Genomic DNA, 26,165 nt, shown 5'->3' on the forward strand with positions numbered 1-26,165 from the left:
AGCGACCTCCATTGGCGAAGGCGGCCGATCGGTCGACTGCCGCAACCGCATGACCTGGAAGGCGTTCGATGATGAACCTCCGAGTAGTCGCAGCTGTGTTCCTGTCGTCCATCTTGGGTGCAGCGTCTCTCACCACGGGCGCCTCGGCCGCCGTGACGCCCGACCAGGGTGTGGTTTCGGGCGATTGGGTGGACCACGACTTCACCACGCGGGACCTCCAGCCCTTGGACGGTCACGTCGATGTGGACACGAAGCTCATGGGGCGGGTGTCGATCACGCCTGGCGCGAACAATGCCGGAACGGTCTCGGACGCGCGCGGGAACGTGTTCATGATCGAGGCCATCACGGAGGCGGTGAACGCCTATCGGGGGAGTATCAGCCGTTCGGTTCGCACCGGCATCGAAACACGAGTGAAGTTCTCGAGCACGGATTCGACTCGAACCCTCTTCGAGATGAAGAGCATGACACCACCCGCTGGGAAGGGCACGTGGCCCTCGCTGTTGCGGTTCGACGCCCAAGGGAAGATCAAGGATTGGAAGGGAGCGGTCGTCGGTGTCTACGCCGCGGACCGGTGGTATGACATTTCGATCGACATCGACTCGCCCGATCACCGGTACAGTGTCTGGCTGGACGGCTCGCCGCTGATCACCGACCTCGATCTCGGTAACTTCTCGGGGATACTGCAGAGCAAGATCATCCAGGGGACGAATCCGACCAAGTCGAGCACAACGACCTCCTTCGAATTTTTGCGCGCTGGAACGATCAATCCCCGGGTGCAGGCGATATCAGTGGCTCCGGGCACGGTCGAAACGGGAAAGGTCCACTACCCCTCCGCAACGGTGACTCCCGGAGATGCAGCCGTCTCGGGGTTTTCCTTCGCTTCGTCAGACGAGAGCGTCGCCCGGCCGTTCGGTGCAGCGATCCTCGGTCGAAACGTCGGGTCCGCGACGATCACCGCTACAGAAATCCGCTCGGGCGCGACCAGCTCGTTCGAGCTGTCGGTCACCGATTCGACCCAGCCGTGGTCAGCAGCCTCGATTCGTGACGCAGATCTCGCCTCGGCACTCATGGCCGGCGTGCGGGCTCAACGAACTTGGACCACGGATCAGATACTGGCCAAGTATCCCCTGGTTCAGACCTATATGGCCATGGACGAAGCAGATTTCGTCAGGGCCGTCGAAGCTGACTCGGCTCGGATCATGGTGCTCAATACGCCATCGAACTTCAGCTTGTACGCTCGGTTGTTCACGAGACTCTTCGAGACCACCGGAGACGAGTCGTACGCGAAACGTTCACTCTTGATCATGTACACGTTTGCGCTCGAATACCCGCGCATCGTGGGGCTGGGAGACTATGGTGGGCCGACCGCTTCGGCGGCCCAGCCGGATATGACCTGGGCATTCGGAGCCATGTTCGACATGGACGTATGGGGGCTGCTCGAGCCCACCGTCTCCGGTGATGATTTGAAGCTCCTGATCCAAGAAGTCATCGTCCGAGGGTCAGCCTATGTGGCCACCGATGCGGTGCTCTCCCGCGCTCGCATGGACAATCGAGACCCGTATAGCGCACGTCCTGCATCCGTGGCAGCGCTCCTCCTCAACGACCCGATACTCATGCGGCGCGTGATCGATGTCTACGACCGTCTCCTGAGCCCGGAGCACTATTACGGAGATGGACTTTGGCACGAAGAGACATCTGCCTACAGCGACCAGGTGGCAGGAAATGTGGCGACGACGATCGATGTGATCAAGTCGTACATCGATCCCGCCGGCTTCACAGACAGTCGGCTCGGCATCGTGCTCGACAACACCGACCTGACCGCCAGGTGGCCGCTGTTGACGAAGACGCGGAACGCTGCGACGGAGCAGCTCATCTACCCGGACGGCACTCCGATCCCATTCAACGATTCCGACGGCAAAGTCGGGAACCCGACGCCATTGCCAATCGTCTCGAAGGGTCTCAAGAACATCGAGATGGGTGACACCGGTTACTACGCACTCTTCCAAGGAGATGAGACGGAAGCCACCCACGTCGGCTTGTACGCACCGAAGACCAACCGGTGGGGTTCCGGGCACCATCAGTTCAATTTCAACAGGATCGACCTCTGGGGCGCGGGCGTCGAGCTGCTCCCCTACAGCGGATACGTCCGCAACACGAGTTACTCCGACGGCAGCGGTCGGAATCTGCGATATCCGTCCATGAGTCCGATCTGGGGGAACTCGCCTTGGGTATGGCGTGCTGACGGTGCGAACCAGACACCGAGCGAGGAATGGGTTCGTCCGGCGGTGCTCGCCTACGACGACGGCAGCGGAAACGACAAGCAGGTGCAGCTCGTCGAGACATCCGTCGCCGGGGTTCCAGGGAAGGGCTCCGAAGTGAATCGACGGCTGGAGCTCATGGTCAACCTCGGCGGCAATCGAAACTACACGTTCGATCTCAGCCGGCTCAAGGGTGGCCAGGCCCATGAGATCTATCAGCGCGGCGCTGAACTCGAGCCGATGTCAGAGCAGACGAACAACATCGACCTGGCTCAGACAGGCCAACCGGACCTCGCAGCCCACCTTGCAAACATCGGCAAGCCGGCAGGCTATCCGCTTCACCGAAACTGGCTGCTCAATCCGCGGGAAGGCAGCGGCGCGAGCCCCTACGACTTCACCTGGACGGGTGCTGAATCCGGTGCCTCCCTCCGTACCTTCATGAACGGCGTTCCGGGGTCAGAGGTGTTCATGTCACAGATCCCACGCACTCGGGTGATCACGACCAAGTCTCAAGAGACGACCTTGACGGCGCCCCATGTGACCCGTCGCACGATCCTCGCTTCTCCAGACCAGGCCACGCAGTACGGAGCAGTCTATGAAGCCACCGTCGATGGCCAGAAAGGTCTGGTAAGCGGCGTCGAGTGGTTACTGCCCACTGATGGAGATGACATGACCACCATCGCCAAGGTTCGGAGCGGAGAGTTCGTCGACACCGTCTACATCAGCGATGACACCGACGAGCGCGTCGTCGATGGGATCACCTTCTCCGGCAGCGTGGCGTTCGTCCGAACCGACGCACTTTCAGGCCGAATCCTGTCGACCTACGTTTCTGGCGACGGCATGATCCAAGCCCCCGAATCCGCGCCAGTGGCCTCCGGCACGGAGCAGCTGCGCATCATCGGGGCGACCACCTCGACAACGAACACCGGGCTCGACCCCGATCGACAGCGCAAGGACACCGTCACCTTGGAAGGAACGTTCACAGACCCGAGTGCGGTGGTCGGCCAGCGTCTGCTCACGCGGTTCGGTGACGGGTCCGGTTTCTCGATGCACGTGAACGGGATCGAGGAGGTGGCGGGGAACACCGTCCTGACAGTTGAATCGTTCACCCCATTCACGGTCACGGACAGCGGTATCGAGACCGTGTTCTATCCCCGGGTGTCCATCGCAGGAGACGCCTACGCGATCGTCAACCACTCGTCACGAAGAGCGGGAGATCCCCTGTCTGCAGACGACGCCGCGGAGAACCGTGAGAGGACCGAACCGGTAGCCGCGTCTCCGTGCGCGTTGCCGTTCTTCCCAACCGACAAGAACCAATCGCGAGAGCACGAGCCCACTCAGCGGAGCCCCAAATGGCACACGAACGCGCTCGGCTACGTGGTCGGTGGGTCGTCTGATTCGCCGCGGCGCAAGGGATCTCTGCGCTTCCATCAAGCCCCGCTTGTTGGTAGCTGACAACAACTGGAACACTGTGCTCATGCTCCGATCGGAGAGACAGAAGTCGATCCTGCGAGAGATCGATCGCCGCGGCGCGGTGGCGGTGACCGATTTCGCCGCGCGCCTCGGTGTTTCGGGGATGACCGTCCGTCGCGACCTTCTCGATCTCGAGCAGGCCGGCCTGATCGTGCGCGTCCACGGCGGCGCCGTGAAACGACACGCGCAGACACACCCGCGGCAGAGCGATTCCGCATTGACGCTCGGCCTGATCGTGCCCTCGGCGACCTATTACTTCCCCGGATTCATCAACGGCGCGAAAGCCGCTGCGGCGGAACAACATGTCCGGTTGGTCCTCGGCGTGACGGATTACGACAAGGACGTGGAACGGCATCAGGTTTCCCGGCTGTGCCAACTCGGTGTCGACGGCCTCATCGTCACTCCGAGCGGAGCGCCAGGAGCCGCCGATGGCGGCGACGAAGCGAACTACCACCTGCTCGCTCAGTCGGGGCTGCCCGTGGTGATCATGGAGCGCGCACTTGACGACAAGACAGCTGCGCTGAACCTCGGAGGCGTGCGAACGGACCATGCACACGGTTCCCGGTCCGCCGTTCGTCATCTCGTCGAACTCGGGCGGAAGAGGATTGCGCTGATCGCGCCCCCGCGGGGGAGCACTTCAGATCCCGTGCACGCGGGATACCGGGCTGCAATCGCAGCATTGTTGCCGGATTCTCCCCACCTGGAATTCGACCTGCAGGGAACCGTTGGCACCACCGAGCAGCGACGCTCATACGAGTGCATCTTCGACACCTGCGTGGCCGCTGGAGTCGATGCCATGCTCGTGCTTCCCGACGCTGTCGCCATCGCCCTCGCGGATCGCGCCTTGGACGCTGGAATAGCTATTCCGAAAGACCTGTCGATCGTCGCGTACGACGACGAAATCGCGTCAATGGCGGCGATGCCCTTGACCGCGGTATCGCCACCCAAGTTCGATGTCGGAGCAATTGCGGTTCGCACATGCATCGATTTGATCGTCCAGAAAGACAGCATCGGACGTCTCCCTCCCGAAGCGCGCGTGCTCTTGCTACCGACCCTGATCGTCCGCGCGTCGTCCGCGTCGACTAGAGGCACGTGACGCCACATTATGTGTGATTCTGTGCGATCTCGTGCAAATCGAACCGGACAGTGTGCAGACTGAAGCACCATCAGGCGCACGAGCAGGCAGCCTCGACAGAGTCGTAGTCCAATCGCCCGTGTGAAACAGGAGAGGCTCGCAGGTCTCCACAAAAACGTGCTGACACACACTCGATGCCGCCTCCTTCTGCAACAACGCCCCGTCCTCTCAACTACGAAAGAGCACCTTCATGTCTTCCGCAGCGCCGACATCGACGACGCACACCCGAACGGATCTCGCCCTCAACGTCGCGCTCGCGACCGTCCGCCGAAACGTTCCCCTCTTCCGCGGGATATACCCCGCCGACACCACCTCGGCCGGACGCTATCCCCGGCGCCCGGCGGCGACAGGCATCGAGGAGGGCGGGAACTCCGGTTGGACCACGAGCTTCTGGCCTGGAATGCAGTGGCTCGCCTGGGAGGCCACGGATGACGCGGTGTTCCGCGATTCGGCCCATGCCTACACGGTCGACTTCGTCCGTCGGGTTCGCGCAGTCGAAGATCTCGATATGCATGACATCGGCTTTCTGTACAGCCTGTCAACCGTCGCCGACTGGCGACTCACCGGCGATCTCGTCGCCCGGGATGCGTCGCTCCAAGCCGCCGCACTGCTGATGCGCCGTTTCCTGGAGCCCGCTGGGATCATTCAGGCATGGGGCGATCTCCAGGATCCTGCGCAACGGGGGCGTACGATCATCGACAGCTTGATGAACCTCCCGCTCCTCACCTGGGCGGCTGGTGAGACGGGCGACACCCGATTCTCCGATGCTGTCCAACGTCACACCGCACAGCTCCGCGAACACATCATCCGCGAGAACGACTCCACGTTCCACACCTATCAGTGGGACACCGTGACCGGCGTGGCCGCGGGGGGCACGACTGCGCAAGGGGCGCACGATCAGTCTTGTTGGGCGCGTGGCCAAGCCTGGGGTATCTACGGCTTCGCGCTCAATCACCGTGCAACCGGCGACCCACGGGACCTCGCGGCGGCGTGGCGTTGCGCGGAGTATTTCCTCGCCCACCTGCCCACCGATTTGGTGCCCTACTGGGATCTGGACTTCGGAGAGAACGACGGCGCGCCGCGCGACAGCTCAGCAAGCGCAATCGCGATCTGCGGCCTGCTCGAGCTGGCACGCGCCGGCACCGATTCGGTTCGTTCCGCCCGAGCCGATGAGGCCGCACGCGAGCTGCTCGATGCGCTCATCGAGCACTGCACACCAGCGACAGCGGAAGACGCTGACGCCCTGCTACTTCATGGCGTTTACAGCTTCCCGGAGGGTATCGGCATCGACGAGGGAACGCTCTGGGGGGACTATTTCTACCTCGAGGCTCTCGTACGAGTTGCCCGGCCGGATTGGACGACGTACTGGTGAGCGACCGCGAGAACACCGTCATGGATCGGTTCCGCCTCGATGGAAAGGTGGCACTGGTGACAGGAGCCAGTCGAGGCCTCGGACAAGGGGCGGCCGTCGCCCTTGCCCAGGCCGGCGCCGATGTCGCCCTCCTTGATCGCGGCGATGCGTCCGAGACCGCGCGGCTCATCGCCAAGACCGGCCGACGAGTCCTCCGCGTTCAACGGGACCTCGCTACTGCGACTCCGGGCCAGCTGTCGGAAGCCGTGGACATCGTCCGCGAGGAGCTCGGAGGACTCGACATCCTCATCAACAATGCCGGAACCATCCGCCGTGCCGACGCATTGCAGTACGGGCAAACGGATTGGGACGAGGTGCTGGCCGTGAACCTCGACTCAGCCTTTCATCTGGCTCAATCGGCTGGACGACATCTGATCTCACAGGGCAGCGGGCGAATCATCAACGTGGCCTCGATGCTGTCTTTCCAAGGCGGGATCAGAGTCCCTGCATACGCCGCCTCCAAGCACGCGCTCGTCGGACTCACCCGAGCGCTCGCGAACGAGTGGGCCACCTCCGGCGTGACGGTCAACGCCGTCGCGCCTGGATACATGGCCACCGACAACACCGCGGAACTCCGAGCTGACGCCGAACGGGACCGGTCCATCCTGGCCCGCATTCCCGCTGGCCGATGGGGCACACCCGCTGACGTGCAGGGCGCATTCGTCTTCCTGGCATCCGATGCGTCCGCGTACGTCAACGGAGCCGTGTTGCCCGTCGACGGCGGATGGCTCGTCCGCTGAGCCCCCTTCCTTCATTCGATTCAGGAGTTCACACACATGGAACAGAGATACGCAACCAACCCGGGTCAGATTCCGAGTTTCACCACGAAGGATCTCCGCGAGCGATACCTCGTTGATGAGATGTTCGTCCCGGGTGCGATCAGGCTCACCTACACGCACCACGATCGCATCGTCTTGGGCGGCGTCGAGCCCGCGGGGAAGGTCATCGAGCTCCCCGGATACCCGGAGATCCGCAGTGAGTACTTCCTCGAACACCGAGAACTCGGCATCATCAACGTCGGCGGAACAGGAACGGTAACCGCCGACGGCGAGCTGTTCACGCTGACGAAGGGGGCTTGTCTCTATCTCGGACGGGGCACTCGCGAAATCATCTTCGCCGATGCGGAGGGAAGTGCACAGTTCTACCTCTTCTCCGCACCGGCGCACATTGCTTATCCGACAGTGCACATCGCTGCGGGCGAGGGCACCGTTCGCGAACTCGGCGACCAGCTGACCTCCAACCGACGCACGCTCCATCAGTACATCCACGAGGGCGGCGTCCAGAGCTGTCAGATAGTCATGGGAGTCACCGAACTTCACCCAGGCTCGATGTGGAACACCATGCCGGCCCACACGCACGATCGTCGCAGTGAATGCTACCTGTACTTCGACGTTCCAGAGGAGGCCCGCGTCGTACACTTTCTCGGCGAACGTTCGGAGACCCGGCACGTCGTCGTCGCCGATCGCCAAGCGGTCATCTCACCGAGTTGGTCGCTGCACTCGGGTGTCGGCACGTCTGCATACTCCTTCGTCTGGGCGATGGCAGGCGAGAATCAAGCATTCGATGACATGGATGCGGCTCCCGTCACGACACTCGAGTGAGCTGCTGACGCGAAGGGCAACAGACGTTAGAAAGAACCACCGATCTGATCTGTTTGCGTCCGCGGCTCCGAGCCAGCGTTCGATGCCGCGGCGCCGTCGAACACCAGCTCGAATCACTCGTCACAACCTCGTTCCCCGCGTTCGTCGCGGAACTCACGTCAGAGAACGAGCCTGTGCAACGATGGCCGCGCGTCGAGACTGACGGGTTGACCCGGGAACGATCAGCGTGGCCAGATGCGGCAGGCATCCGTCTATGACGGCGAGAGCCACGACGCTCAACAGCGTCTGCGCCGCATACTCGTCACTGCGTTCCGGCAGGGCGTTGGAGAGCGCGGCGACGAGTTCCGCGCATCCGCGCGCCCGCTGCAGTGCCGATACAGGCTGATCCAGCTCAAGGCTCTCCCAGGCCAGAAGGCGTGCAATGTGGGGACGCACCGAGGTGCGATCGTACAGTCGCCCTGCGAGATCGCCCAGCGCGTCAGCTTGTTGACCAGTGATCTCGACGCCATCCATCAGGCCGTCGACCTCGGCCTCGAGCACGGCCCCGAAAAGACCGGCTTTGTCTCCGAAGTACTGGTAGATACGCTCCTTATTGACACCGGCGTCTTTGGCTATCGCGTCGACACGGGCACCGGCCAACCCGGCCGCAGTGAAATGCGTCGTCGCGGCAAGAAGCAGCTTGCGTCGTGTCTCATCCGTGTCCCACGCCATGCGTCCAAGAGTAGTCCAACCAGACGGTTGCATTGATGCTGCATCCGAGATGACACCGTACGAAGCCGCTCGACGATGCCCCGGACACACGGGGTACTGCGCAGGGCGAAGCGAAGTCTGATGAGGGCGGCCTGGTGATCGACGCGTCACTCTCCTCGCATACGAGTTCCACACCGCCGTGTCGCAACGAGGGCTCCCCCGAACACCAGCAGCAGTCCAGTGGACACGAGGACCGCGGGCGAGACGGAGAAGCCCGTTCGCGAAAGCGTGCCGCTGCGAACAGTCGTCTGGGATTCACCGAGGTCAATCCGCAGCGGCCTGAACTCGACCCGAAGAGACGCCCCACCCTCGGCTCGGGGCAGTGCGACGTTCGCAGTTCCCTCCACGACGATTGCTCGACCGAGTAGTTCGGCTCCCCGGTAGACGGATGCAACCCCCCAGGGACTGGCACCCCGGCATCAGGGGAGATGTCGGTCTGGTCGACCGCTGCGCTCAATCGCAGTGTCGAGCCGTCGATGACGGCAGACATCTCGGTACGACGAGGGCGGACATCGACGACGGTCGACACCGAAGTGGCGGATTCCACGCCTGGATCGCCAACAAATCGAGCTGTGAGCTCGAGACGCCCCGGTGGCAGCGCGGCGATCGGGACCGACCAAGCTGCCGCGATCCCGGGCCTCGTCGGCGCCTCGTCCGCGTCCGACAGTTCCAGGAGAAGATCGTTGCCACGGTACAAGGCAACTTCGCCCGTGACGGGGGCTGACGTACCATCACTGCTCAGTTCCACCAGGACTGCCCCTGCTGAATCGGCTATTGGCGTCACGCTCGCGGCGGTCAGAGTGAGTTGTGTGTCCCGGAGGGCGTAGTCCCCCTCCACGGAGACGCCGCCGGGATCCTTCCAACGGTCCGGATCCCCCTGGAACAGTGCCGTCACGAGATTGCTCTCCTGATCCAGACTGATGTCCGCGAGGACCGCATTGCCGTCCTCCATCCGAGCTGTGCCCAAGAACCTGCCGTCGTCGAAGAAGGACACCTCACCGGTGACCGGGGTGGTCGTCTCGCGAGAAGATCCGGTGGCGCGGAGATCGACCGCTCCTCCCGGAAGGGCTGCATCGATGTCGGCAACCGTGAGCGCGAGAGCGAACTCCTCGGGCAACACCGTCAGTGTCCGTTGTTCGGCTGCAGCCCAGGCGAGCGAACCCTCCCCTGTCCCGTCGGCTGGGTCCGAGTAGACAGCGTCGATCCGGTAGGTCGCACTTATCGGAGCTGGTAGCTCGAGGGTGGCTCGACCGCTGACCGGCGTCGCGCTGCCGATCGGTGATCCGTTGAGCATGAAATCGACAATTCCTTCGTTTGTCGGCACACGACCGTGTTCGACATCGACGGCGAGCGTCACGCGGGATCCTGGTGAGACACTCTTCCAGTCCCCTGCCCAGCGCACTTCGGGCTCGGCGTCGGCATCGGTGTTCGTACGATTCCCGGCGCTCGATGCGGCGTCCTGCACCGATGGCGCGTGTTCCTCCGCCTGGGCCGCCGCGAGGGGCGTGGGCTGAGCAAGCGGTCGGCCCGGCATTTCAGAAAGGGTCGCGACTGGACAGCCGTCGTATACGGACAACCGGGACCAGGCCTTCTGCGCGAAATCGGCCGGGTTGTACTGATAGGGCATCGAGAGGGTGGGGGCGTGCCATGGGTCACCTGCAAACGATGCCGTGATCTCCTGGGCTGGCTGATCGGTGACGTTCAGACGAACACACCAGACGTTCGGACCGAGACGTCCAGCGGTCGCCTCACCCGATGGCTGAGGCGTATCGGTTCCCCAGCCGCGCGATGCGAAGCCTATTCGGGGCAGATCAACGTCGACGCCTGCGGCCGCCCATGACGTCAAGCGCACGACGAGCGAGTGTGTGCCATCCGCACCCAGGGCCGGCTCGAAGAGGAAACGTGACGACGAGCGGGCCGGTACGACTTCTGTGGTGCTCGTGGACGGCCGATGCAGGCCTGGGTCGTCAGGGGTGAACTCGACTCGCACGGCCACCGGCGACCCGGGTAGTAACTCTTGCGCGAGGTCGAGCGCGAACCTCCCCGAGGCCGCAGGCCGGACTTCCGCTCGCTTGCGATCTCCCAGGTAGACGGCGACGGTACCCGCATCGAGTTCCACGTGGGTGCGCATGTCGCCTGTAGCCGGTTTCCTGATCGTCTGCTGCACTTGCCCCTGAGCACACCGCCATCGGCGTCGCGGATGATGACCTGAGTGTCCCGAAGTTGCTTCCACCTGAGCGTGACGAACGCGGGTCCGGTGTTCGGGGTGATGGCCGGCAACGAGCACGGGTTACCGCACGAGTGAAAAGCCAGATGGCTCGTTCCCGCCCCTCCTCCGGTCGCAGGAACGAGCGATGGAAGGTTGCCGTAGAGGTTCTTCCGATTGCCCTGTGTCCACTCGGAAGCGGTCTGAGCTGAGCCGCCGACTCCGGAGTTGAGTCCGCCTCCACCTCCTCCACCTCCGGTGAGGTGCGAGTACCAGGAAGTACCCGAAGCCTCTCCAGCCTTCGCCTGCATTCCGCTCCTGCAGGCGTCCCGCACCGTGCTGGGACCCCCGGAGCTCCACACGAGGCTGTCCTCGCCGCGCACAGGAGGAGTCAGGTCGAGAGAATCGGTGAACAGCCCGCTTCGGGTTTGCCTTCCCGATGATCCTCCGCCACCTCCGGCGACGGCGATGACGTTTCGCGGGCTCTGAGCACACACGTCGCTGTCCGTCCGCTGCACGAGCATCGTCGCGTTGCCGCCCGCGGTGCCCGACTCCTCCATGCTCCCGCCCACACCACCCGGGGCGGCGTCCAGCGCGGAAAATGTTCCATCGGTGCCCGCGCCGAACAGCACATCAAGGACCGTGCCCGGCCTCAGGGAGCGAGTCCGGAACGTGAACGTCGCACCTGCACCGCCCGCGGACCCTCGGCCGGGGGCGCCCGCGATCGTCACCTCAACGCCGTCGACGGTTTCCGGCACGGTCCAGCTGCGGTCGATCCACCGTGGGTCCAGGGTGAGTTCGAACGAGTCAGCGCCTGACGATGCCGCTGCTGACGCAGTCTGAGCGGCCGTCGCGCGAGATGGAACCGCTGGACTAGCAACGAGACTGCCCACCAGTGCCGCGATCCCAACAAGAACAACCGTTCGAGCTGCACGTGCCATAGACACCCCCTTGATCGAACGCTGAATGAGCCGTTCCGGCCCAGGATCCGACCGTAGGCTCAGCCAAGCTTCGTCGACCAGGACAAACCCCACACCTCCAGCGTCGGACGCGAGGAATCACTTGCTCCAGATTCAGATGTCGCCCGCGAGGACGAAGGACCGCTCATGCGACCGTCGTCCGACCAGGTGGTAACACGCGTCCGTCGATTCCCACACGAGGACGCGACAACCAGCATGGCGACAGGATTCGTCCGAGTCCATGCACGCCGCGGGGGTTCGCTGAGCCGCACCAAGGTGGGCATCCAGCGAAAGGAATAGTTGTTGTCCCTCAAAGATGTTGCGAGGAGCGCTCTTCTCGTCATGACGACCGGTGCAGTCGTGCTCGGCACAGGCACAGTGTCGACCGCGGCAGAACCCGTCACACCCGACCTGCCATACAATGTGGTTCAGCTCGGTGATTCCTACTCGGCAGGGAATGGAGCCGGCCGCTACTGGGGTGATCCGGAGGCGCGGTTGAGTCACAACAACTACGCCGAGGTCTACACGGACTGGCTCAACACTCAGCCGCAGATCAACGCGCGCTACTCGAGCTATGCGCACAGCGGGGCGGAGACCTCGGACATGCTCGACAAACAGATCCCGCGCGTCGACAGCGAAGCCGATCTCGTCATGTTCACGATCGGTGGCAACGACGTCGGGTTCCAGGACATCATCAAGTACTGCTTCGCCCTCGGATACCGGTCTGCTGGGGATTGCCGCGCAAAGGTGGACTCCGCACGCGCAGCAATACCCGCCGTCGAAGAGCAGCTCACCGTGATCCTGCAGCGGCTCTCGGAGCGTATGAAGCCGAATGCGGAGATCATGCTGGTCGGATACCCGCAGCTGAGCACCGCCGCTCCGCACAATCTCTGCGACTACGTCGTGCTCTGCTGGGGGGGCTACTCGTATGACGCCTCGAAGGGAGTCCGCCAACTGGGATCGGCCGCCGCAGACATGCAGCAGCGGGTCGTCGACGCATGGAACCGGACCAACCCGTCGAACCCGGTCATCTACGCTTCCGGGGTCGCTCGCGCATTCGAGGGGCACGAGCCGGAGCCTGACACGATGCTGCGAAACAACTACCAGTGGATCAACGGCTTGCTCGCGAAGGAGACACGGGTCGTGCATCCCAGCGGCCGAACGGACTACAGCGCCAGCACCGACAAGATGAACTGGTACCACCCCGGGATTGTCGGTCACGCCCAAGTGGCGAGCGTCATTCAGACCCAGATCGGGCTGACGCCTCGAGCCCGAGCGATCCAGGCGAGTAACGCCGGGGCTCCTGCTCTCCGCGCACCGTCGGGGATCGCTCGCAGTGTCGCAACGCAACTGGCAAGTCTTGGCTCTGCGCCGAGTGCTGTCGCCGAGGACGGGAGCCCATCAGCTTGGTTGCTCGGACCCCACGTCCAGGCGATGGGGACCACCATCCGGTTGGACGCCCGCGGGAGTGTTGCGGGAGATGACGTCATCGCTTCCTACGAGTGGGACATCGACGGCGATGACATCGTCGATCGCACCACCGCAGAACCGGTGGCTGAGTTCCGATTCGACTCGCTCTACGAAGGAGCGGTTTCGGTGCGGGCGACACAAGCCAACGGGAAGTCCTCGACGGCCTCGACGCAGGTCCTCATCTCCGAGGACGGCGACAGCACGCCGAAGGTGTCGGACAACTGCCCTGACGTCGAGAACTACAGTCAGAGCAATGAGGACGGCGATGCGTTCGGAGACGAGTGTGACCCCACTCCGGGACATCCGACCGAGGATCTGCCTGGCGTGTACGCCGTGACAGCTGCAGGCGTGACCACTCGCTCCGGGACGGACACCGCACCGACGACATTCGAACCGTCCAGCTCTAAGGGTGCCTCACTGTCGGTGACGAAGACGTCGGCGCGCCCCGGCGACACCGTGCAGTTCGAGCTTTCGGGCTTCACCGCCGGCGACGAGGCTCAGCTTGTCTGGGGCACCGACGGCACCAACGTCATCGGTAGGGTCGTCATCGGTCCTGACGGTTCCCAGAGTGGGAGCATCGTCATCCCTGCGAGCGCCCCTGCTCGCGCTCATGCACTTGTCGCTGTCGCACCAGCAACGTTCGCCGCAATCGAACTGACGGTTCTCGAGCCGACCTCGTCCGCCTCCGGCACACCGTCGGGCGGCAGCGGTCCTGGAGTGGCGGCCGCGCCGAAGCCTGCGCCTCGTGGAGCGGACGGCCTCGCCGCGACCGGCTTCGACGGAGCGTTGAGCACGACTCTCGTGCCCGGGAGCGCGATCGCGATCGTCCTTGGTGCGCTCTTCGTCCTCATGGTCAGGTCGAAGCGAAGGGCCGACCGAAAGTAACCCCGTTCCGATCACAGCTCGGACGGAGCACGAGCCTTTGCTCGCGCTCCGTCCGAGTCGTTTCGCTCCGGTTCTCGCGTCAAACGGCCAGAGCACCTTCGCGTAGTACTGCCTGGTCTGCTCCCGATCTGCACCGTTGCTGGGTGCCGTCGCACGGCGGACCATCATCGCGATCGACGGCTCTGCGTGTCGGAGACTGGTTTCCGACATGCGTGGAACCTCTCGGGAGGGTTTCGAACGGATTGGTCGGGGTCCAGAATCGATTCACGGCGGCGCGGGACAACCGCGGCTCGGTGGATCGAGTTGCTGGTGCGGTGCATTCGGAGCCGCATCAGCCCGCTCGGCGTAGGCTCATCGGCCACCCGTGGCCTGTGCGCCAAGGGCCTGGATCGTCCCTCGGGGCTGAGACGATCTCGAAGCCGGTGACGCACGCGCCGGCGGAGAGGGCACGGGTCGACCGTGTCCTCTCCGCGGCAACCTCTTGAGTCTCGTCTAGCACGGTGTTCCGAGCAAGGTTTCCCTCCTGACCGCGTCACCAAGCACCGACTAACCGGGTGGCGGCTCGGACAGAAGCTGTGTGGAGGTCAGCGGAATGCGTGCCCACAACCGCGCGCCTCCAGCCGGGGCTTCACCGAGGTCGATCTCACCCCCATGAGCGCGGATCCGATTTCGGAGCGCCTGCAGGCCACGGTCAGGGCCCGGCATGCTCGGCATACCGGTGCCGGCGTCGTCGAAGACGATCGAGATCGCGGAAGGAGGATCCCCGTCGAGTCCCACCGTGAGGTCGACGTGGCGTGCAGCACCGTGCTTCAGTGCGTTCGTCAGTCCTTCCTGCACGATGTCGACGACGAGAGTCCTGATGCCACTATCGAGCTGCGGTTGCTCGAGCCGCTCGATCTCTTCGAGCTTCGGCTCGATCGCAACGGTGAAGCTCACGTGTGACGGCAGCCGGTCGAGCATTAGGCGTATCGCACTCGGAGCCCCGAGGTCGAGCCCTGCGGGCCTGGAGTACTCAGCGACTGCCCGGACGTCCCGTTCACGCAAGAGTTCCAGGTCACGGGCGACGGCAGACAGCCCCTCGACAAGGGACGGCGCGGATTCGCCGGCCACGGCCACGCGACGCAGCTGCGCCACTTTCCACTCGATGAAGAGGATGGACTGCTGGAGAGAGCCGTGCAGGCGTCGGCGAATCTCTGCGCGAACCTCTTCTTCCTTGCGAACTCCTGCCTCCAAAGCCTCAGCCGCCCGAAATCGTGCTTCGAGCTCTGAACGTTCCCTGATACGGGTGCGAACGCCGACATCGACGCTCAGCAGCCCGACCGCTGCGAGCATCATCAGGAGGAGCGCGACGAAGAGCTGCCGGAGGAACGACGAGGCCAGGTTCGGAGGCTCTCCGAAGAACTGCATGACGACACGAACCGCGCTCACGAGCAAGATCACTTCTCCGATGATCCGCGCGCGTTCGACGCGCCCTCGGAAGACCGGATTCCGCCACCGATAGGCAGCCGCGACGACGAACATGCAGACGAGATCCATCAGAAAGTCAGTGACGATCGTCCGTTGTGCGCCGAGATCGAGGTGCGGCGCCCACGTGAATGCGACGCGCAGCAGTCCGAGCCAGGTGAGAGCGATCGCCTGCCCCACGACAAACCGTCGACCATCATCAGGGACGTATTCGTCGCGTGAGACCAGTGGGTTCGGCAGGGGCTTGAACCCCAGGAGGCGGCTGGGCATCAGATCGTCCTCGACGTTTCACGCAGGAATGCGATCGTGGCCGACACACGTGGGTTCACATTGCCGTCATTGGAGATCTTGAGCACGTCGTAGATCCCCTTCAAGTGACCTTCCACGGATCGCACCGAGAGAGCCAAGCGATCCGCGGTCGCCTGATTCGAGTACCCCTGGCTGACGAGCTTCAACACCTCGAACTGACGCGCCGTCAAACCCGCCAGACCGGAGCCAAGCCTCGCAGTCGACTTGTCGACCAATGCTGGATCAAGGATCGTGTTTCCTTGAGCAGTGCCCCAAAGAACCCGGATCAGCGTCTCCGCGTTCATCGACGACAGCTTCGACAGGTAACTCCACCCCGCGGAGATGTCCTCGGGCAAGCTCAGGACGAGATCCATGACATCGTGGCTGGAAAGCAGCAGTATCCCGAGCTCGGGGTCGCGGCGACGCAACGAGACACCCAGCGCCACACCGTTTCCGTCCGCGAGCTCGACGTCCATGATGACGACATCGGCTGTGCCCGGAAGAATCTTCCGGCGTGCTTCCGTAGCGCCGCTTGCCGCCGCGACCACCGTAGTCGTCGGATGTGCGTTCACAACGGCTGCCAGCATCGCGAGATACAGCTCTTGGTCCTCGACGATTGCGACTCTCAAGGCGGAAACCAAGGGCACTCCATACTCGAAGGAAACCGGCTACAGGCTGCGCGCACGCACCGAAGCGGTGCCGCTCCACACCGAACTGTAATCGAACCTCAGTACTTTCCTCAGGATGGCGCGTGGAATTACCTGCGCGCTTGAAACAGTTCGCTCCGCAGAGGCTTCGCGTCTACCAGGGTGCACGCTTGGCCGGCGTACCCGGTGGCTCCTCCTTCGGGTCCAGATCAGCCAGTTCCCAGGTGCGCGTGAACAGGGTGTACTTGCCGGTGAGTGTGAGGAGCTCGAGGTCTGCGAGCGTCCATCGAGCGATCGAGACCTTCAGCCGCCCGGCGAAAGTAAGGAGGAGGTCGAGCGACACCTCCACCTGGACTGCAGAGCCGATATTCTTGATGGAGCCGCTGATCGATGCCTGCCCGGCCACTGAGAACTCGGGACCGGCGAAGCCATAGATCTTCGAGGTCACCGACACCTCCGGACCGATCGCGAAGTCGCCGGAGAGTTTGAACTCGACGTCGCTGAGCTTCTCGGGCTTGAACGGAGAGCTCGTTATCTTGGGAGCCTTCGACAGGGAGCGGCTTCCCGCTCCCGACGAGTAGGTGAAGCCGGCTACGTCCTCACGGGTGATCCCGATCGAAGGGATCGACACAGCCGCTTGCCACCGCATAGACACTTTGAACGCGACGTCCACGGAGTTCAGAATGACGACCGGCACCGGTCCGACGGGGACGGTGAACGCCGGGAGCTTGAATCCGGCGACCTTGTTGCGGATGGCGTGCTCGAGTGACGAAGCGATGAACACCATCACGCTCGCTTCGGCCTTGATCTTGGTCCTGACCTTGACCGTGAGTTCGTCGACCACCACCGATGTGGAGAACCAAGCGAAGGTGAAGTGGGTACGCAGTACAAACGTGAGTTCGAAACCGACCTGAGCTGCTGCCGACAGCACGAGCCCCGTCTCCTGAGTGCGCGTCATCTCGCGGAATTGGCTCTGGAGGAGCGCTTTCGGGTCTCCAGCGGCTTTCGAGAGATCCGTCAGCCTCGGGGATTTCGTCTCGGTGTCGTACACGGCTTTGACATGGAGGCGAGATGACAGCGAGATGCCGAAGTCCCCCGGTTCATCGTCCTTACCCGAGCCGTCCGTCATGGCGACAGCGCCTGGGAGTGGAACGCCGTCGACCGAATACGACTTTCCCGCGTCTCGGTGCGCTCCCTGAAGGGCGCCACGACCATCCACCGAGGATTGCGGCTCGGCATCGCTCGGTTCTGACAGGTCGTCGAGGTCCACGGCCTCGCCGGAGAGTATCGACGAGCTGATTCCTCCCTCGTCGATCTCGTGCTGGAACTCCGTCTCTTCGGGTGCAGTCTCGGGATCGTCGTCGACGAGAATTCCAGCCGGGTCGGTCAGGCTGACCAGCCGCTCCACGTCGGCCTGGTAGAACACGTCCTCGACCCGTGCGGGAACTGTCGTCACAACCCATTCGTCGTAGATCCGGTCCGCCGCTTGCACGATAACGAACACACCGTCAGGCGCTTGCTCGGTGGCCTCAGACACGAGGACATCTCCGGGACTGAGACCCGGATCGCTGGTGAAGGTCACTCGACTCGACACGACGTCCGCTACAGCCGGCGCCTGGTCCACAACACCGTCGGATCCGGCAATCGACGGTGACGCGCTCGGGGGCCCCAGCGGTGCCGCCACCGGTCCGCCGAGGTCCGTCCGCGCTATCACCACGTCCGGCGCGACCACGGTGTCCGTCTCGTCGACTGCGTCTACCTCGAGACTGATCTCAGCGGTGCTCGTGTGTCCTGCCCGGTCCACCGCGGTCGCCGTGTATCGATGCAGTCCGTCCTCTGGGGCTGAGACCCGATACGCCCAGGTGAGCACGCCCGTCGAGTCGTGCAGAACTTCGGCATTGCCGATCAGACCAGCCGGACCGGATACCTCAACGCGGTCGAGGCTCGCCTCGGAGATGTCGACGGTGCCGGACAGTTCGACGGACCCGTTGACGCCGAGATCGACCGATTGGCCGGGTTGGTGTGATCCGATGGTGATCGCGGGCCGTGCCCCCTGGCGCACCGGCGCCTGAGATCCGAGGACCTCGCCAACCGTGAGCACCGACGCAGCGGTCTGCCCCCGCCCAAGCGAAAGCGTGCTCACGCCCCGTCCTTGCAGCGGCGTCACGACCAGCTGCGGCTGGGCTCCCGCCTTCTCGTCCACGATGATCCCTCGCGCCCGCCCGCTGCTCGGCGGCCCGAGGTCGAGCAGCGTCGTCTCGCCGGCCGGTCCTGCGGACACAAGAGCGACAACATGGGTGGCGTCTCGAGGCGAGCCGAGCTGCACTTGCTGCTGCCGCCCGGGAGCATCGCCCAGGTCGATGACCGCACTCTTGGATTCGGACGAAGCCGTGGGCGACAACCCGCCAGAGACGTTCGCGCGCGCGAAGTCCTCGCCTGCGCCGGCAACCCAACCTCGGACGTCCAGTCGGAATGAGCCGCTCCCCTCGGTCAGTCTCGCCGATGTCGCTCCCGTCTCGTCCGGTGTGAGCAGCGTGGTCACCGATGTGGTCCCGGCACCGAGCACGATCGATTGCCCATCGAGCCGGAGCGTCGTGGCTGCGTCAACGGTGGACGTCGCTGTCACGTACACGCCTCGGACGCCATCAGACGGAACCCCTCCCACGCCGACGAGGCCGACAGTCACGGGTTCAGCCGATATCTCGGTTGCTGCGATTCCTCGGCTCGTGTCCGCGCGAGTCACCGGCTCAGGCAAAGCGATCGTTTCCCCAGGAGACGGAAGCCGGTTGTCTCCGAAGACGGCGAGTACTTCGATCCTGGTGTCTGCAGGATGCGTCGACCAGAGGTTGATCCGCCCCGACACCACGGGTAGAAGCACGCTCGTGGACGCGGACTGGCCTCTCGCGACGGCGAGGACCGGATACCCGGGCTCTTGCGATCCGCCTCCCGAGCGGACGCTGAGTTCGGATTCGGCGGTCAAGACGGCGATGCGAACGAGGATTGCGTTCGGCGTGACGGTCGGATCTCCGGCCCCGAGCATTGCTGACACGTCGATCATCGACGCCGGATCGGTGCCGAGCCGCTCTCCGCGCCCGATCTCGGATTCGACGACCGGCACGACACCCCGAGGTTCCGAGAACGGGAGCCTCTCCCCCACAGCGACTGTGGGTGCCGCAGACGGGGCGTTCGGGTCCGTTGTCGCAGCGAACGCACGCGCTGGCAGGCCGGCGATCGTGCCTGCAGTGAGCACCCCGATCGCAACAAGAAGTCCGATGACCCGCCTCGGTGAGAAGCCCTGCGTCGCCGTCATGATGACGCTCGATCCGAACTGACGGTGCGACGCAATCGACGAAGAAGGATTCCGACGCAAAGGAAACCCGCCGCAGCGATCGCGGCAGGTAAGAGGGCGAGTCCGGTGCTCTCCAGCCACCCCGACGGCCGCCCGCGATCGGCAGCTTCATCGGACCCAGCAGCCGGCATGCTGGTGTCGTCGGGCACGTCCGGCACGAACTCGTCGGCAGGCGCACCTGTTCGGGCTGGCGTGATCCGCTCGCGCGTCTCGGCAAGAATGCCACCTGTCGAGGACACCGCGGTCACCGCGAGGTCGGGATTGAGGTTCCGAGAAGGTTGAAGCCGAGCGAGCACTCGAACAGCCACCTCATGAGGATCTGCTGCTGCTCCGAGATCGACTTCGGCATGGAGCCCGAAGGTCGTTTTCACCGGAACCAGCGCCTCCCAGCGACCGGAATCCAAGTGATAGGACATCTCCACGTCCTCTGCGCGGAGGCCTCCTTGTTCGAGATCGATCCAAATGGCGGATGTATCGTCAGGAAGTTCGAGTGTACTCGACGTCGCTTGCGCGGGAACGGCCGGGAACAACACCGTCCAGGTCATGATCAGGGCACCTACCACCGCTACTCCGGTCGCTATGCGCGTTCGCACGGAAGCGCGGTAGCGCGCTCCAACACCGTGCTGAGCCATGAGCATCTCCTTTCCATGTGACGGCTCGGAGTGTGACTTCGAGCGCGCGGCGACGACCTTGCGGGTCTGCTCTCGTACGATGCTGTCGCAAAGAGGAGCACCCTGCCCGGTGACCGAGTGGTACCACGCGGCGGCGTCTTGACAGCGTCCGAGGCGCCCGGTCGGATGAGAGTCTCATCGGTCCGCGGCAAGCGGGTTCGTCCCGTCTGGACGGCCGATGGTCGTCCGAATCCAGAAGAGGTGTTCCACGTGTACGTCATCCTGCTGTGCATCTTGATCGGCGTCCTCGTCGTCGTCTTCGTCACCGCGGTGGCCGTGAATCGCGACGAACAGGGCCGACGCAAGACTCGAGGCGATTACGACAGCAGGCTGCCTCGGTAATCGGCCGACGATTCCACGGCGGCACGCTCGGCCCGCATCAGCTTCCTGGAGAAGCTGTCCGACTGCTCCGACCTCGGTCGATCGGCCAGAGATAGACACAGAGGACCGCCACAGCCACCACGGCAAGCCCTCCTATGCCGAGCGGTTCGCGAAGCGACGCGACGACGTGCCCGAGATGCGGGACGGCCGCGACGAGCTCTCCCGCCGTGGTCACGCGATACGGCTCCGGGTCCTCGACATCGTTTGCGTCTCCCTGCAACGTGAACATCCATTGATGACCGTCGCGCTCGATCGTCACGACCCGATGCGTCACCAGGCCACGGCCGTCGGTTCGATTCACCGTCACGATCTCACCGATCCTGACATCCGACGCCGGCACGGTGCGTGTCACGATGAGAGATCCCGTCGACAGCGAAGGCTCCATCGATCCCGAGATGACCACGTGTGACCGCAGGCCGAGCGCGATGCCGAGCAAGAACAGGATGATGGAGAGAGCTCCTATCCCAGCGGCGACCCACAGCGTCGCGGAACGGAGCACTGCCAGGATCGGCCACACGATGCCGCCTTTACCCTGACCATGGCCGGATGCATGTTGTCGTGACATCTATTCCGCTCGGACTCTCGTGGTGCCCGTCGAGACCACCGGGATCGGTGTACCGAACGGGCTCTGTGCGCTGGACGCTGCGTAGTCGTATACGCGATATCCGGCTACGGCAGCGGTCCGCGGCATGCATCGTGTGAAGTTCCATCCGGCGGCCGTTCCGGCCCCCAGGCGTACACCTCACCGGACGTCGTCGTCACCCAGGCAGCGCACTGTGTCGCTGCGATGGCTTGGAGAGGTGCCGCTGGCAGCCCCTGGACAGGAGCAGGAAGTGTGACGACCCGCGAAGGGGCATCAGTGGAGCAGACGAGCGGTATGGCTCGCCTGCTCACGTCGTCCCACCCGCCACCAACCGCCTGGCACAGGTTGTTATCGCCCCAGCCGAACGCGCGACCGGTCTTCGTGAGCACGAGAACCGAACTGATGCCGGCCGTGAACCGGTCGACCGAGTCCGTGCTGCCGTCGATCGTCACCGGTGCAGGAGAGAACACGTAGTTGCTGCTGAGCGGCGTGAGACTGGACGTGCGGCCCAAGAAGGTCTTGCCGAAGTACTCGGCGGACACCTGCCACGTGAGCATCGTCCCGTTCTGCAGCAGCAGACGCGGCGCGCGCGCGCTGAAGCCAAGTTGACGGACCGGGCATGGCCCGGAATCAACCTGACCAGTCGCCTTCGTTCCATCACATTCTGGGAGCGTTCTGCTGACCATGTTCGCGACGATGGCTCGATACCGGACGTTCCTGGCCTCTCTCGTTCTCAGCGCATCAGGTGAGAAGGTCGACCCGTCGGCCGCTCGGTAGAGGTGCGGATACGCGGCGAAGAGCGCTTCGTTGGCACCTTGGTTCAAGGTCGGACAGCCCGTGTCGAGTATCAGTGCCGACACCCCGTCGGAGTTGTCATAGCCCCAGGTGTACACCAGACCATTTGTCGCGACGGCACCACTGGAGTTGGTGCCTCCCCACAGGGAGTGCCAAACGACCTCGCCCGCGTGATTCGGCATTCCCGCCTTGCATGATCCACGCCCCGGCAGCGCACCGGTCGTATTGGACATCGTCGGCGCCGTCCTACTCGCAACGGAACCGTCTGGAAGAGGTAGGTTTTGCCCTCCGTAACCCCACACCCACAGCTTCCCGGAACCATCCAGCGCAAAGAACTGGTTCTCAGAACGAGCGATATCGACGATTTTCGGCAGGGGAACGGCAGGGTCGGAAGTGGAACTCACCTGTCCAGGGGCGGCTGCGGCCTGGGCGCTGAGTGGTCCACGCCCGATCAGCGAACGTCCAACGTCACCTCCAGGTAAAACCGCACCCCAGGTCCACACCCGCCCGGCGGAATCGAGAGCCGCAAACGAGGTGGTCAGAGCCTGGGCCGAAGTGAAGTCGTCGGTACTCCCTGCAGCATCGACAATGGCGACTCCCTCAGGAAACACAACTCTGGTCGGAGGTGCAGAAGCACTCGTCGTCAGTCCTCCGGCCCCGTCACCGGTACCCCGATAGCCAGCGACGAAGAGCTCGCCGAAACGAGAGAGGAACAGGCTCGACCCGAACGACTGGTCATACGAAACCGGCAGCGCAGGTGGTGACTCGGTCCGGAGGCGCGCGGCCGCGTACGTCACATCCACAAATCCAGCAGATGTGCTGGAGACACCGACCAGACCGGTCATCACCGTCATCATTGCGGCCAGGCCGATCAACGCGGCCCGGCGCCGGACGCCAAATTCGACGGTCATAGAGAGCTCCCGCTGATCGTGATCGTGAGACTCAGGGACCCGTGCGCCACAGCGCGCAATTCATCAGTGTTCGGGAGGTGGACATACACGCTCAGGACCACCTGTGACGTGGCCGGCCCGCTCCACACGGCACCTTCGGCGATGGGCTCAGAGATTCTTGGCGATAGCGAGATGTTCTGGGAGCGAGGAATCACCGCAGCCGCGAGTCCGTTCGTCTCGGGCTCGTCAGGTGATCCGAAGACACCAACGGTCTCCCCTCCCGATGCCGATGACGCCGAGAACCGCACGGTGTCGGCTAGAGCGCCGTCCGCCACGATCGAGAGACGTATGTTCGCAGCGATCGTGGGGCTGTTGTTAAAGACTCGGATGTCGATTCGAGCGGTCGCTCCCGGAACGAACCGGTCTTCGTTGGCGTAGGACAACGTCGCCCTCTTCGCTCCCACTTGGGTGGCGAAGCCAGATGGCGTGACGAGTCCAAGGGAGAACGTGCCGCTACTGATGGTGTGCATGTCAATGACGGCGCGGTCAGAGAAAGCTGCACGAGCGTTCACGACAGCGATGCAACTCGAGACGACGAGCAGCATGGAAAGAATGACCGCCACACGAAACCGACTCGGAGACCGGGACGGGACGACCAAGGTCGGGAGCTCACGAACTTCAGGCATCATCGTGGTCCATAGACTCATCGGGCGTCGTTCTGGCCTGGGCATTCATCGCGCCGAAGCAGGACAATGTCAGCTCTCCGGTGGCTGTCGCCGATCCCGGCGAGGAAGCGAGATGGCCCATTGTCGGAGTGTCGATGGTCACCGAGTCCCGCAGTGGCTCGCCAGGGAGCTCCGACGGCTCGGTCGAGACGTCAGCCAGGAGCAGTAGCCAGGTCATCACTGCCAGCAAAAAGAAGGTAAAGCTGAGTAGCGCGGTCAATCCCTCACCTGTCTTTCATCGCTGTTCTCGTTCTTCGACATCGTTCGCTCGATCGGAGTTGAAGCGTTCTCCATCACTCCAGACTTTCCTCGAGGACGAACGATTCACCGACACGGGTCTCCGCGAGCACACGGATGCCGATGTTCGCTGGCTGATTGAAAGCCGAGCGAGGAGCATCGGCGCGTAGCCAGATTTTCAACCTGATCGACGTTGAGGTTCCCGGTTTGAGGGAGATCGGCAGCGCGGCTCCTCGGCCGTTGTTCAGGTTCAGGAGTTCCGGCGCTGGCAGTGGAGTCCCATCTCTTAGGAGCGACACTGAACTGTCGTAGACGCCGAACACCAGAGCGTCGCTGATTGCAGAGGCATCGGAGAGTTCCTGGTCGTACACAGAGACGTACACGTCCGATTCAGCGGAATCGGGACTCAGGTAGATCTCTACCGCGAAGGAGGCAGTCTCAGTGCGCGGTTCACCCGATCCGCCTTCCGGAAGCGCTCGGATCGGTCTCGCTTCCGGTGCGATGCGAATCTGTTGCGGCGCCCGCGGATCCGAGTACTGAGACAGCCCGTCAGCTGACTGGGACACGTCGACTCGGCCGCTGACGCGAGCATGCGCCCTCTTCTCCTCGGTGAACGCAGCAGAAGTCGTACTGATCCCGGCGATGATCGCCCACAGGAACACCGCTACCACCGCACCTGTGGCAACCCGTCGACAGCTCGAAGCCGATCGGTTCGTGGTCACAACTTCTGTCCTTCGAAGAGTCTTGGTCTTCCGGAGGCGGCTCTTGATCGCGAGCTGATCTCCCACGAACGCGCCGTCCCCGTCCGCCGCTTCAGGATCACCATCTGCCTCCAGCACAGATGTCATCGGGACCGAGGTTCCTTCACCCCGCGCGTGAAGACGGCCTGACCAGGTCAGTCGATCGACTGCCCGTCGAAACGCGCGTGGATCTGCACCGACCCGCCGTTCGCGGCGTTGGTGGCCTCTTGCGTCGCACCGTTGACGAGGTAGGCGCGCACGACGAGGACTCTGCCAGTGCCGGGGCTCAGCGTGCTCAAGGCACTCGACACCGTCGCCTGTCCAGCTGCCAGCCGGAGCCCCGATACCAACCAGGTCGTTGGAATCGTGGAAGCGTCCTCGACCTCAGCGATGTCGAACCTGAGCAGCCCCGCGTACGCTGCGTCAGCGCTCGAGGGGTTCGCGTTCACATCGACGAACGTCACCGATGTCGTCGACTTCAAGCTGGTGGACTCGTTCCGGAAAGGCAGTTTGACGATGACTGGCGCTCCGCCCGGGACGAGGCGATCCGCACCCGCGATGGGGGCCACGTCCACCGCTGTCGGGTTCGCCTCCACCCACGCGGCCACAGACGCCGTCGTGTTCTCCTGCCCGGCGGACACCTGGAGGTTGTACGCGTTCGCGCGCCCGCCGAATCCCCCGGATCCGCCCAGGCCGAGAATGCCGTAGTCGGTGAACGCTGCCGTGCTGGCGAGGATCGCCACACCGAGCAGCGATCCCGTTGCGATGGCTGCGCGCTTCTTGCCGCTGCGTCGGCCATTTCGCGCGCTGCTGTCTGACTGCTGTGACATGACTGCATCCTCCCGGGTTGGTGTAGCGGAGCACGTTCGGCCGCGGGCTCAGTATCTCTGCACGTCCACCCCCTTCGAAGTGCGCGACCAGCGATTCCACGTGCTTGATCCCGTCACGTCGGGCTGGTGAGCGCCGCGCATGCGGCGACGGATCTGCAGATTCGGTCAGGCTCGGGGAAATCTCGGCGTGCGATGTCCACCGAAGCGCACCCATCGCGATCGGCGGCTGGGTGATTCCACGCGACCGAGATTGACGAATTCCCGCCGGTGCGGGTGAATAGTCCCGGGTCCAGCGATCGTGGTGGCGTGGAGAGACGTGCAACGACTGACGCCGGACCTGCTGGCTGTATCCCCCAAGCGGCCAGCCGGAGGGGTCGACTGCATGTGTCGACCCCTCCGACATTGTCGGCAGTGAAC

Annotated in this window: 18 protein-coding genes; 7 read left to right on the forward strand and 11 right to left on the reverse strand. The window is 63.9% G+C overall.

The genetic code is table 11. The features are described from left to right. Nucleotides 1-152: 152 nt before the first annotated feature. From FGL15_RS03560 to kduI, 5 genes are all read left to right on the forward strand, one after another. On the forward strand, nt 153-3,713 hold the full coding sequence (locus tag FGL15_RS03560) for a hypothetical protein (RefSeq protein ID WP_138944984.1): 3,561 nt from the start codon (nt 153-155) through the stop codon (nt 3,711-3,713). 22 nt (nt 3,714-3,735) lie between these two features. Continuing rightward, nucleotides 3,736-4,827 (forward strand): LacI family DNA-binding transcriptional regulator, encoded by a 1,092-nt coding sequence (locus FGL15_RS03565; protein ID WP_138944985.1) that lies wholly within the window; start codon nt 3,736-3,738, stop codon nt 4,825-4,827. 229 nt (nt 4,828-5,056) lie between these two features. After that, the gene (locus FGL15_RS03570; RefSeq protein WP_138944986.1) at nt 5,057-6,238 is read left to right on the forward strand and encodes a glycoside hydrolase family 88 protein; all 1,182 of its coding nucleotides are present in this window, start codon (nt 5,057-5,059) and stop codon (nt 6,236-6,238) included. 20 nt (nt 6,239-6,258) lie between these two features. Then, entirely contained in the window at nt 6,259-7,017 is a 759-nt protein-coding gene (gene kduD, locus FGL15_RS03575; protein WP_138947186.1) for a 2-dehydro-3-deoxy-D-gluconate 5-dehydrogenase KduD, read from the forward strand. Between the two features lie 36 nt (nt 7,018-7,053). Then, a complete protein-coding gene (kduI, locus tag FGL15_RS03580; protein WP_138944987.1) occupies nt 7,054-7,878 on the forward strand; it encodes a 5-dehydro-4-deoxy-D-glucuronate isomerase in 825 nt (274 codons plus the stop codon). 153 nt (nt 7,879-8,031) lie between these two features. Here kduI and FGL15_RS03585 read toward each other — a convergent pair whose 3' ends face one another. After that, nucleotides 8,032-8,589 (reverse strand): TetR/AcrR family transcriptional regulator, encoded by a 558-nt coding sequence (locus tag FGL15_RS03585; RefSeq protein WP_138944988.1) that lies wholly within the window; start codon nt 8,587-8,589, stop codon nt 8,032-8,034. Then, nucleotides 8,570-10,759, reverse strand: a complete 2,190-nt coding sequence (locus FGL15_RS03590) for an Ig-like domain-containing protein (protein ID WP_138944989.1) — start codon at nt 10,757-10,759, stop codon at nt 8,570-8,572. The genes FGL15_RS03585 and FGL15_RS03590 overlap by 20 nt, the downstream gene beginning before the upstream one ends. Nucleotides 10,760-12,135: 1,376 nt before the next feature. Here FGL15_RS03590 and FGL15_RS03595 point away from each other — a divergent pair. Continuing rightward, nucleotides 12,136-14,148: an SGNH/GDSL hydrolase family protein gene (locus tag FGL15_RS03595; RefSeq protein ID WP_138944990.1), complete on the forward strand. Its 2,013-nt coding sequence runs from the start codon at nt 12,136-12,138 to the stop codon at nt 14,146-14,148. Nucleotides 14,149-14,694: 546 nt separating this feature from the next. On the opposite strand, the gene FGL15_RS03600 is transcribed toward FGL15_RS03595, so the two are convergent. The 4 genes from FGL15_RS03600 to FGL15_RS03615 all read right to left on the reverse strand — a co-directional run bounded on the left by FGL15_RS03600 (nt 14,695) and on the right by FGL15_RS03615 (nt 20,441). Continuing rightward, complete coding sequence (locus FGL15_RS03600) at nt 14,695-15,882, reverse strand: sensor histidine kinase (RefSeq protein ID WP_138944991.1); 1,188 nt, start codon at nt 15,880-15,882, stop codon at nt 14,695-14,697. Next, nucleotides 15,882-16,547: a response regulator transcription factor gene (locus tag FGL15_RS03605; protein ID WP_240773768.1), complete on the reverse strand. Its 666-nt coding sequence runs from the start codon at nt 16,545-16,547 to the stop codon at nt 15,882-15,884. The genes FGL15_RS03600 and FGL15_RS03605 overlap by 1 nt, the downstream gene beginning before the upstream one ends. 154 nt (nt 16,548-16,701) lie before the next feature. Beyond that, a complete protein-coding gene (locus tag FGL15_RS03610) occupies nt 16,702-19,857 on the reverse strand; it encodes a hypothetical protein (protein WP_138944992.1) in 3,156 nt (1,051 codons plus the stop codon). Next, a complete protein-coding gene (locus tag FGL15_RS03615) occupies nt 19,854-20,441 on the reverse strand; it encodes a hypothetical protein (RefSeq protein ID WP_138944993.1) in 588 nt (195 codons plus the stop codon). The genes FGL15_RS03610 and FGL15_RS03615 overlap by 4 nt, the downstream gene beginning before the upstream one ends. Before the next feature lie 252 nt (nt 20,442-20,693). Between FGL15_RS03615 and FGL15_RS03620 the strand changes: the two genes are divergently transcribed. Next, the gene (locus FGL15_RS03620; RefSeq protein WP_138944994.1) at nt 20,694-20,909 is read left to right on the forward strand and encodes a hypothetical protein; all 216 of its coding nucleotides are present in this window, start codon (nt 20,694-20,696) and stop codon (nt 20,907-20,909) included. Between the two features lie 37 nt (nt 20,910-20,946). Here the strand turns inward: FGL15_RS03620 and FGL15_RS03625 are convergent, their stop codons facing one another. The 5 genes from FGL15_RS03625 to FGL15_RS03645 all read right to left on the reverse strand — a co-directional run bounded on the left by FGL15_RS03625 (nt 20,947) and on the right by FGL15_RS03645 (nt 25,748). Beyond that, nucleotides 20,947-21,465, reverse strand: coding sequence for a signal peptidase I (locus FGL15_RS03625; protein ID WP_168223303.1), 519 nt, complete (start codon nt 21,463-21,465; stop codon nt 20,947-20,949). A 152-nt stretch (nt 21,466-21,617) separates the two neighbouring features. Further along, nucleotides 21,618-23,237 carry a hypothetical protein gene (locus FGL15_RS03630; RefSeq protein WP_138944996.1) on the reverse strand — a complete coding sequence of 540 codons (1,620 nt, stop codon included), beginning with the start codon at nt 23,235-23,237 and terminating at the stop codon, nt 21,618-21,620. Next, the gene (locus tag FGL15_RS03635; RefSeq protein ID WP_138944997.1) at nt 23,234-23,821 is read right to left on the reverse strand and encodes a hypothetical protein; all 588 of its coding nucleotides are present in this window, start codon (nt 23,819-23,821) and stop codon (nt 23,234-23,236) included. Before FGL15_RS03635 ends, FGL15_RS03630 begins: the two co-directional genes overlap by 4 nt. Before the next feature lie 413 nt (nt 23,822-24,234). Next, nucleotides 24,235-25,026 carry a hypothetical protein gene (locus FGL15_RS03640; protein WP_138944998.1) on the reverse strand — a complete coding sequence of 264 codons (792 nt, stop codon included), beginning with the start codon at nt 25,024-25,026 and terminating at the stop codon, nt 24,235-24,237. A 47-nt stretch (nt 25,027-25,073) separates the two neighbouring features. Further along, the gene (locus tag FGL15_RS03645; protein ID WP_079003091.1) at nt 25,074-25,748 is read right to left on the reverse strand and encodes a hypothetical protein; all 675 of its coding nucleotides are present in this window, start codon (nt 25,746-25,748) and stop codon (nt 25,074-25,076) included. Between the last annotated feature and the right edge of the window lie 417 nt (nt 25,749-26,165).

Origin of the sequence: Plantibacter sp. M259, assembly GCF_006065115.1 — a bacterium.
Classification (GTDB): domain Bacteria; phylum Actinomycetota; class Actinomycetes; order Actinomycetales; family Microbacteriaceae; genus Plantibacter; species Plantibacter auratus.